The sequence below is a fragment of the Heyndrickxia sp. FW510-T9 genome (assembly GCF_058781025.1).
Genome location: NZ_JBYSWK010000114.1, coordinates 1 through 742, shown reverse-complemented (window position 1 = coordinate 742; position 742 = coordinate 1). Strand labels below are relative to the sequence as shown.

Sequence of the window (742 nt, the reverse complement as noted above, 5' to 3'; positions counted from 1 at the left end):
AATCAAAACCACCAGTGTGAACTGGTGGTTTGCTCTGCGGCTGAAAGCCTCTCTTACCGGCCTTGGCCTTAAAGGCCCACTGAAAGGGTTTCCCTTTTGCACCACATTTTCTCACCAATTCTAAAGAATTCCGTTATTTCTTCTTATTTTTTTCTCCTGTGAACGGATCAAACTCTTCGAACAATGTTAACTGGTCACCTCGGTAGTCTTCTACCAGCTGATTTCGAATGTATTCTTGTATTTGCTTTTTGTTTCGGCCCACTGTATCGACATAGAAGCCACGGCACCAAAATTTACGATTTCCATATCGATACTTTAAATTGGCATGTCTATCAAAAATCATGAGACTGCTTTTCCCTTTCAAGTAACCCATGAATTGAGACACACTTAATTTCGGTGGGATACTTACTAACATATGAATGTGGTCGGGACAAGCGTTGGCTTCGTGAATTACAACACCCTTTCGTTCACTCAAATCCCGGATAATTTGTCCGATACTCTTTTTGTATTTCCCATAAATAATTTGTCTTCTGTACTTTGGTGCAAATACAATGTGATACTTACAATTCCATGTTGTGTGTGCTAAACTATTCATGTCCTTCAAAGGGCATTCCTCCTTCTATGGCGAGATAAAGTGGTCGGGAAACCAACTTTATCCTACCATATGAAGTGAGGTTTTTTTAATACCACGCTTGAAGCTCTTTAGAACCCCCGGCATAGCCAGGGGTTTTCGAAACCATAA

1 protein-coding gene is annotated in these 742 nt (G+C 40.7%); it reads right to left on the bottom strand.

The genetic code is table 11. From position 1 onward, the window contains the following. Positions 1-133: 133 nt before the first annotated feature. Positions 134-595, bottom strand: coding sequence for an IS200/IS605 family transposase (tnpA, locus tag AC3WJF_RS23065; protein ID WP_492456440.1), 462 nt, complete (start codon positions 593-595; stop codon positions 134-136). Positions 596-742 lie beyond the last annotated feature (147 nt).